The sequence below is a fragment of the uncultured Campylobacter sp. genome, assembly GCF_938045625.1.
GTDB lineage: Bacteria > Campylobacterota > Campylobacteria > Campylobacterales > Campylobacteraceae > Campylobacter_A.
Genome location: NZ_CALIAV010000003.1, coordinates 1 through 8,044 on the forward strand (window position 1 = coordinate 1; position 8,044 = coordinate 8,044).

At 48.4% G+C, this 8,044-nt stretch carries 8 protein-coding genes; 1 reads left to right on the plus strand and 7 read right to left on the minus strand.

Translation table 11 applies throughout. From position 1 onward, the window contains the following. Positions 1-324: 324 nt before the first annotated feature. From Q0386_RS00080 to Q0386_RS00110, 7 genes are all read right to left on the minus strand, one after another. Positions 325-783, minus strand: coding sequence for a DIP1984 family protein (locus Q0386_RS00080; RefSeq protein ID WP_297967377.1), 459 nt, complete (start codon positions 781-783; stop codon positions 325-327). A gap of 19 nt (positions 784-802) precedes the next feature. Then, positions 803-1,483 (minus strand): DUF799 domain-containing protein, encoded by a 681-nt coding sequence (locus tag Q0386_RS00085; protein ID WP_299025332.1) that lies wholly within the window; start codon positions 1,481-1,483, stop codon positions 803-805. Next, positions 1,473-2,048, minus strand: a complete 576-nt coding sequence (locus Q0386_RS00090; protein ID WP_299025335.1) for a DUF4810 domain-containing protein — start codon at positions 2,046-2,048, stop codon at positions 1,473-1,475. Before Q0386_RS00090 ends, Q0386_RS00085 begins: the two co-directional genes overlap by 11 nt. Before the next feature lie 9 nt (positions 2,049-2,057). Continuing rightward, complete coding sequence (locus tag Q0386_RS00095; protein ID WP_299025338.1) at positions 2,058-2,726, minus strand: CsgG/HfaB family protein; 669 nt, start codon at positions 2,724-2,726, stop codon at positions 2,058-2,060. Positions 2,727-2,832: 106 nt separating this feature from the next. Next, entirely contained in the window at positions 2,833-3,996 is a 1,164-nt protein-coding gene (gene xseA, locus Q0386_RS00100) for an exodeoxyribonuclease VII large subunit (RefSeq protein WP_299025341.1), read from the minus strand. Continuing rightward, on the minus strand, positions 3,990-4,706 hold the full coding sequence (gene ubiE, locus Q0386_RS00105) for a bifunctional demethylmenaquinone methyltransferase/2-methoxy-6-polyprenyl-1,4-benzoquinol methylase UbiE (RefSeq protein ID WP_299025344.1): 717 nt from the start codon (positions 4,704-4,706) through the stop codon (positions 3,990-3,992). Before ubiE ends, xseA begins: the two co-directional genes overlap by 7 nt. 10 nt (positions 4,707-4,716) lie before the next feature. Continuing rightward, the gene (locus tag Q0386_RS00110; RefSeq protein WP_299025347.1) at positions 4,717-6,135 is read right to left on the minus strand and encodes a CHAD domain-containing protein; all 1,419 of its coding nucleotides are present in this window, start codon (positions 6,133-6,135) and stop codon (positions 4,717-4,719) included. 143 nt (positions 6,136-6,278) lie between these two features. Here Q0386_RS00110 and serC point away from each other — a divergent pair, with 143 nt between their 5' ends. Next, a complete protein-coding gene (gene serC / locus Q0386_RS00115) occupies positions 6,279-7,355 on the plus strand; it encodes a 3-phosphoserine/phosphohydroxythreonine transaminase (RefSeq protein ID WP_299025350.1) in 1,077 nt (358 codons plus the stop codon). Positions 7,356-8,044: the final 689 nt, after the last annotated feature.

An 8,044-nucleotide genomic window follows, 5' to 3' on the forward strand; every position in this document is an offset into this window, starting at 1 on the left:
GTCAAAATGCAAAATGGCGAGAGCGTCTAAATTTAACGCAAAATTTGAGCGTCAAGCCCGCCTAAATCGCCGCTAAATTTTGCCGCAATCCCGCAAACCGCGCCGTAAAATCAAAATTTCGTTTTAAATTTCCCCGTTCCCGCCCTGGGTATCGCTAGATCAGCATTAGGTAGTTACATTGCGCATTTACGTTACCCTTATAAATTTACTGAAAATAAATCGTAAAAAGGGTGCGCCCGTTTCCGCGAGCGCTAGAGTTCCGTTATAGGGAAGGTTTCATGCTCGCCTCTTGCGATACTTACCCGAAATTTAAATTTAACGCTTTTAGCTTTCAATCAGATCGGTCTGCCAGTTCGCGCCTTGCAGCATCGTGTCAAGCTGCCTGATCTGCTTTGCTAGCTCATCCACCTGCTTTTGCAGTGCTGCGACGTCGACCGTGCTTAAAATTTTAATCTCACTGCGCGAATAAATTTCCACTTTTTGAGCAGCCTCCTGCGCAAAAGCCCGCAGCGCTCCCGCTTTTAGCGTGAGTACGTCGCGTTTGGCGATTAGCTCCGTTAGGCTCTTGCCGTCTGCCTTTGCGGTACAGTTGGTTAAATTTATCCGAACGATTAGCCGCTCAAGCTCGCTTGTGAGCGCGTCTAGCTCGGCTAGCAGCGCCTTTGGCTCTTCGCTGGGTTTCTCGCCCTCTTGCACCTTCGCGTTGTCCGCAAGCCTTGATTTTAGCTGCTCGATGCGTTTTTGTATGTCGGCGCGCAGTATCAGCGCCTCGGCTAGTTTCATTTTCGTCCTTTTTTCAAATTTATTTGCCGCGATTTAGCTGCCGATCTTGTCCGTAGCGCGGCGAATACGGGCCGTAGAGCAGGCAGTCTCGGCAATCGGTGCTAAACAAAATCGCGTCCGCGTGCGCTGAGAGGTCAAAGCTCGCGTCCGAGACCGAGTCGGCGATCTGTTTAACTAGCGCGGAGACTAGCATGCCGATGAGGTTGCCGCCGCCGTCGCCCGAGTCGTTTGCTGCGGTCGCGCTCTTTTGCCAGAGCACGGCGCCAGTGTTTAGATCGACTAGAGTCGCCGCTACGCTCACGCGCGTGACGCTGCTAATCAGCATATATGAGGTGCCGTAGTCCGCGACGTTTAGATACAGAGCGGCATCGGCGCCAAATATCTGCTTTAGCTTGTACGTGGAGACTTGTGCGATCTCTGCGGCGTCATAGATGCCGTTGTTTTTGAAGGTCTCGTTTACGAGCGCGGGCGAAAATACGTAATACCCCGCCTCGCTAAGCGGATAGAGAGCATTTGCTAGCACCGCCGCGGAAGCCTTTATCTCGGATGAGTCGCTGGTCGGCATCACGACTACGATCGAGCGAGGCTTGGTCTGCAAAAACGCCGAGTAGTCGTAAATTTGAGGCTGCGAGCCAGTGCACGCGCCTAGAAACAGCACCGCAAGTGCGCAAAGAAGTGCCGATTTTATTTTATTTTTCATTTTGGCTTCCTTTTGCGGTCTTGCTCGTTTTGGCAGGCTTTGATTGTTTGTTTTTCAAATCTTGCTTGCTTGTTTGCTCGCTTAAATTTGAGCTTTTGTCATTTAAATTTGACTCGCTCGCGCCCGATTTTTCCTTCGTCTGCTCGCCCAAATTCGCGTCTTTAGTGTTTAAATTTGCCGCCGATTTGCCCGCTGCACCCGCCGTTTTGCCGTTTTGATTTAGCAAAAACATCGCGTAGTCGCGCGACTCTGGGTAGAGCTCGGCCTCTTTTTCGACGTAGGCTTTAAATTTCGTCCCGTTTCCTTGCGAGAGATAGAGTAAGCCTAGATGCGCGTGCAGTCCCGGCGGGGCTTTGGCAGCTCTTTGATAGGCTTTTTGCAGGCTCTCCTCGAGCGCGGCGATCTGCGCGCCCGCGTCGCCCTCTTCGCTCAGGTACTCGTAGACCGAGCTCGTGTAGGCGCCGTCCCAGTAGTATAGCTGTCTAGGCGAGTCGTCCGCGCAGCCAGAGAGTAGCAGGGCGGCGGCGGAGGCGAGCGCGAAATTTGCTAGAGTTTTAAAGCGCAAAATTTATCCTTATTTCGCGTTAAAAGCGCCGCTTTCAAGTCCGCGCGTTAGGTTGTTTACGGCCTCGATGATGGCTAGGCTTAGCACCTTGCCGTTTAGCGTTGAATCATACCCAGCACTTCCGCCAAAACCCAGCACCTCGCGGTTTGAGAGCTCATACTCGCCGGCACCTTGAGTAGAGTAGATCACCTCGGAGTTTTTCACGTCCACGACGTTAAGATTTACCTTTGCATAGGCGGTTTGGGTTTTGCCTTTGCCAAGTATTCCGAAAAGCTGGTGATCACCCGTAGTTTTGCGGCCAAACTCCGTCACGTCGCCCGTGATAACGTATCTTGCGCCCTTGATGTTTTGCACCTCTTTGTTTAGCGCGCTTTCTTCTTTGATGGCGCGCATGTTGCTGCGGTCAAGCACCGAAAAGCGCCCGCTTTGCTGTAAATTTGAGATGAGGATGGTTTGGGCTTGGTTGCCTAGTCTGTCCTCGCCGTCTGAAAATACGCCGTTTTGGTATGAGGACTGGTTGCTAAAGCGGCCGATCGAGACAGCGATCTTTTGTCCTTGATAGTTGGTATTTATGGTTTGAACTTTTGGCGTTTCAACTACGCGAGATCGCTCCGTCGCGCATCCGGTTATCAGCATCGCAGCGCACGCGGCTAGTAAAAATTTTACGTTCGTTTTCATATCGCTCCTTTAAATTTTGATTTGCATTATTATCTTACTATTTTTAGCTTAAAAATTTTTAACCCGCCCAAAATTTTGAATCGCTGCATCTGCGAATCAAATTTGGCTATAAAATTTCCGCCTCTTTGCTTGCATTTACCGAGCTTAGCGCGATGCGGTCGCCCGGTTTTAGCTCGCTTAGATTTACCGTTCTGCCTTCTTTTTGCACTCGGACGAAATTTGAAATCTGTGCGAAAAAGGACTCTTGCTGCGTGTATGCGGCGCGAGCGAGTTTTAGCGCGTTTTCAAATTTGAGCAGTTTGGTTTGCACGGCGGCATCTAAAGCATGCCTTAAATTTAGTAAAATTTGCTCCTTGCGAGCGATTTTTTGCGTGAGGCTAGCTTGCGTAAATCTCGCTCTCATCATCGCCAGAGCGTTAAATTTACGCTCCCAAACGCGCATGAAAGCCGCGTCCGCCGCTTCGCTTAGCCTATCTATGCTTTGCATTAGCTCGCCCATATCGGGCAGTAGCGTAGCCATCGCCGCGCTTGGAGTCGGGGCGCGAAAGTCCGCCGCAAAGTCGCTGATCACGTAGTCAATCTCGTGTCCGACGGCCGAGATCACGGGCGTGCGCGCTGCATAGATCTCGCGGGCTAGATTTTCGTCGTTAAAGCACCACAGATCCTCTCTGCTGCCGCCTCCGCGTGCCAGTACGATCGCGTCAGTGCCGCTTGCGTCGGCTTTTTTTAGCGCGCGTATGAGTGAGGCTGGCGCGGTTTCGCCTTGTGTTAGCGAATCAAAAATTATGATTTCCGCCAGCGCCCAGCGTCCGTGCGCTATACGTAGCATGTCTTGCAACGCGGCTGAGGTTTTTGAGGTAATAAGCGCAATCTTGCGCGGAAATTTTGGTAGCGGTTTTTTGCGCGAGATATCAAAAAGCCCTTCGCTCTCAAGTCTGGCTTTTAGCTGTTTAAACGCAAGCTCGAGCTCGCCTTCGCCGCTTGGGCGTATTAGGGTCGCGATAAACTGATAGCTGCCGCTTGGCGAGTAGAGCGAAATTTTGCCGTAGAGAGCGACTTTCATGCCGTCTGCGACGTCAAATTTGAGCTTAGCGGCGTTAAATTTATAAATGACGGCCGAGATCGCGGCCTTTTCGTCTTTTAGTGTGAAATACCAGTGGCCCGAGCCGTGTTTAACGAGCCGCGAGATCTCGCCCTCTACCTCGACGTACGAAAACGTCGTCTCAAGCAGCGTTTTAGCCTGCTCGTTTAGCTCGCTGACGCTTAGCACTCACGGGCCTTTTGCGCGATGAAAAGGGTAGAAATATCCATCGAAAAGCCCTTGCAAAGACGCATCTCAAAGCCTGTGGCAGCGAGCTCCTCACCAAAGCTTTTGGCGTCTAAAAAGCCCTCGATCGAACTTGGCAGGTACTCGTAGGCTTCCTGATTTTTGGAGATAAAACCGCCGATTTTAGGCAAAATTTTGCTTAGATAAAAGTCGCGAGCGCCAGTGAGAAGGCCGCTTTTTTTGCGCTTAGTAAATTCTAGCACTACGACGTATCCGCCCGTTTTTAGCACCCTGTTAAACTCTCTTAGAGCGGCTTCTCGCTCGACTACGTTTCTGATGCCGTAGCTGATGCTAAGAACGTCCACCGAGCCGCTATCAAGCGTCGTTTGCGTCGCTAACGCCTCGATAAATTTAAACTCGGGAAATTTTTGTTTGGCGACCGCGAGCATGCCGCTTGAGGGATCGACGCCGATTAGATTTTCGATTTTTACGTTAAATTCGCCCGCCGTCTTTTGCCAAAAGCCCATCATATCGCCCGTGCCGCATGCGACGTCTACGATATTTACGCTTGAGTCTTTGAAATTTGACAAAACTGTTTTGCACGCGATCTTGCGCCAGCTCACGTCCGCACCCATGCTCAGCACGCGGTTTGCCAGGTCGTAGGTGGGCGCGATGTCATTAAACATCTGAACTATTTTTTCTTGTTTTTCCATTTTTTTCTCTTTAGATATAGTAGATTTTTAAGCCGCGCGAAAGCTTTGTGAGGCTTTTTAAAATTTTAGGTTTTGAGTCTAAAATTTCGCTTCGCAGCTCGTAGATTTTTTTGTAAATTTTAGCTTGGAGTTTGTCTATGCGCTTTTGTTCGGCGCCGCTTTTTACGTGCGCGAGCAGGCCTAGCCATATGTCGGCGTCTTGTAGCGAGCCAAATGTTTCTTGTAAAATTTTGCTCTTTTTAAAGCATTTTTTAGCTGCAGCAAAACCAAAACCGCCGCCAAAAATCTCGCTTAAGTACCTTAGCCTTTTTATCTCGATGCGGCACTTGTGAAACTGCGCATTTTCGGTTGTCTCGCTCAAATTTGAGAGAGATTTTTTAAGGCGTAAAATTTGAGCTCGTATGGATTTTGCGGCGAGTTTTTTTATCAGTGCGTCTCCTAGCTCGCCTTTAAAAAAGTCGCTTCCCTCGCGTAAAAATACCTCCCAGTCGCGCAAAATTTCGTTTGCTTCGTCGCTTTGTAGCTCGGCTTGGACGCTCTTGGCTAGGGCTTTGCTTAAAATTTCTAGCTCGCTAGCTAGCCCTTCAAAGCCTTTTTGGCTTTTTAAAAACTCGCAAAACACGTCTATATCGCGCTTTTGGTTGGTTAGCTCGGCTAGTTTTTTAAAATTTAGCAAAAAATAACAAGCAGTTTTTCGGTCGAAAACGGGAGTGAAAATTTTAAGTAGCGAGCGCGTTTTGCGCAAATTTATACGTATCTGATGTAGCGCCTCGGCATCGCTAGAGCTTGCGTACTCGTTTAGGTGTTTGCTAAGCAGCGTAAAGATCTGAAAAAACACCATCCGCATCGCATCCATCGCGCCGATGTAGCTTGGTAAATTTAGCTCCAGCTGCGGACTATTTTGTAAAATCTCAATGCTCTTTTGAGCGTCAAATTCGCCCTGCGGCAAGCCAAAAAGCGCTAAATTTTTATTTTTATAGCGCTCATCCTCCGTTACCTCGCTAACTATGTGCGCGGCGATAAACTCAGGCGGGTTAAACTCCGCGGCTTCGCGCTCGCCGCTAAACTCGGCCTCGAAAGTAACAAGCCCCTCTAAAGCGCCGTGAAAAATATCGACGTTGCAAGCAATGCCGTCAAGCCTAAATAAAAATCTCGTCTTTTTTATCGGAGCGGCGACCGCGTTTTTTAGGGCTTTTTTAAAGCTTTTGGCATCCGTTTCGCTCTCGTTTTCCTCGCGCGCTAGGCCGACGCCTGATTTTTGCGTGATCGTAAAAACGCCCGAAGCCTCGCGAAATCTAATCTCCTCAAGCGGAGTGATTTTGACGTAAATTTGCGTCACATCTTTTTGCTCGGTGCCGATGTCGCGGGCTTTTAGCTCGTTTGTGACGGCGGCGTCACGCAGGATAAATTTACGCTCGATCTCTATCAAATTTCGCTCCTTAATATGAAAAATTGTATCAAAAGGTAGCTTAAAGTGTAAAATTTGCGTCCTTTTGCCGCCGCCCTTGCGACGCAAAATGATTTTTTAACGCAAATCACGCTAAAATCAGCTCAAATTTGAAAGGAGTTTGGATGAATAGAAAGCTAAATTTTAGTGCGGGCCCCTCTGCTCTGCCTCTTAGTGTGCTGGAGTGCGCACAAAACGAGCTCACCGACTATCGGGGCAAGGGCTTTTCGATAATGGAAATCAGCCACCGAAGCAAGATTTTTGAAGAGGTGCACTACGGCGCGATGACTAAGGCGCGCGAGCTATACGGTATCGGCGAGGAATTTGACGTGCTATTTTTGCAAGGCGGCGCGCATTTACAGTTTGCGATGATACCGCTAAATTTAGCCGCCAAAGGCGTCGCACAGTACGCAGATACGGGCGTCTGGACGAGCAAGGCGATCAAAGAAGCCGCAAACGTCGGCGTAGCCTACGAAGTGGTCGCCAGCAGCAAGGAAACCTCCTACGACCGCATCCCTGAGGTTAAATTTGGTGATGACGCCGCATACGGCTATGTCTGCACGAACAACACAATCTACGGCACGCAGTACCGCGAGTTGCCTCGCTCCAAAGCTCCGCTAGTAGTCGATGCGTCGAGCGATTTTTTCTCGCGACCGGTTGATTTCACGGACGTGGGGCTGCTATACGGCGGCGCGCAGAAAAATGCCGGCCCAAGCGGCGTAACCGTCGTCATCATCCGCAAAGATATGCTGGAGCGAGCCTGCATGGATCGCACTCCGACGATGCTTCGCTACGACACGCACGCGTCGGCCTCGTCGCTATACAACACGCCTCCGACATTTGGTATATATCTGCTAAATTTGACGCTGGGCTGGATGCAGGAGCAGGGCGGTTTATCGGCGATAAACGAGATAAACGAGCAAAAGGCGGCGCTACTTTACGGCGCGATCGATGGTTCTGGCGGCTTTTACAAAGGTCACGCGCAAAAAGATAGCCGCTCGCTGATGAACGTTAGCTTTACCATCGCAAACCGCGAGCTGGAGGCGGCCTTTATCGCCGAGTCCGAAAATGCGGGCATGCTGGGTCTAAAAGGACACCGTCACGTAGGCGGCATCAGAGCCTCTATCTACAACGCCGTAAGTATCGAAAACGTGCGAACTTTGGCTGAGTTTATGAAAGAATTTGCGAGGAAAAACGGGTAAATTTGGCTAGACGCGCCGCTCGAAATTGGATTTGTTTCGGGTAAATTTAAACTCGGGGTTTAAATTTGGGGCGCGCCAAATTTTGCTTTTTACTCAAATTTAAGCGGCTTTGGCTTGTAAGCGGCCGCTTAAGTTTGCTTTGGTTTTACGGCGAGCCAATTTTAAATTTACCTAGTTAAATTTAGCTCGCGCTTGCCTTTTGTTATACATTTTAAATTTGACTGCATAAGGCGAAATTTGGAGAAAATTTGATAAACTACGACGAAAATCCGATAATCATAAACGACTACGGCGCCTATTTTGAAAAAAATGCCATTATTTTTATAAGTATTTTTTCATTTTATATGTTTTTTACTTCTGATTTTAAATTGATAGAAATTTTTGGTATTCAAAATTTAAGTTACTTAGTTTGGCTACTTTTGCTTATATTTTTGCTACCTTTTATATTTTGCTGGTGTCTTAGATGTAAGGACAGACCGTCATATTTTAAATTTGAAAAAGAAAAAATAGCATATGTATACCACGAGCCAATAAAACCTATTTCTAAGCAAATCATTAATTGGCTATATTTTAGCAGTGCGGTATATAAGCCAAAAATTTGCGATATTCGTAATATAAAAGAGATAAATTTCTGCGTTGTTTCCGAGCTTTTTAATAGATTTAGCAGGTTTCATTATTTTAAGCCTTAT

Coding starts and splice junctions, on each gene's coding strand:
- Q0386_RS00080 (WP_297967377.1), bottom strand. CDS start 783: ATGAAACTAGCCGAGGCGCTGATACTGCGCGCCGACATACAAAAACGC.
- Q0386_RS00085 (WP_299025332.1), bottom strand. CDS start 1,483: ATGAAAAATAAAATAAAATCGGCACTTCTTTGCGCACTTGCGGTGCTG.
- Q0386_RS00095 (WP_299025338.1), bottom strand. CDS start 2,726: ATGAAAACGAACGTAAAATTTTTACTAGCCGCGTGCGCTGCGATGCTG.
- ubiE (WP_299025344.1), bottom strand. CDS start 4,706: ATGGAAAAACAAGAAAAAATAGTTCAGATGTTTAATGACATCGCGCCC.
- serC (WP_299025350.1), top strand. CDS start 6,279: ATGAATAGAAAGCTAAATTTTAGTGCGGGCCCCTCTGCTCTGCCTCTT.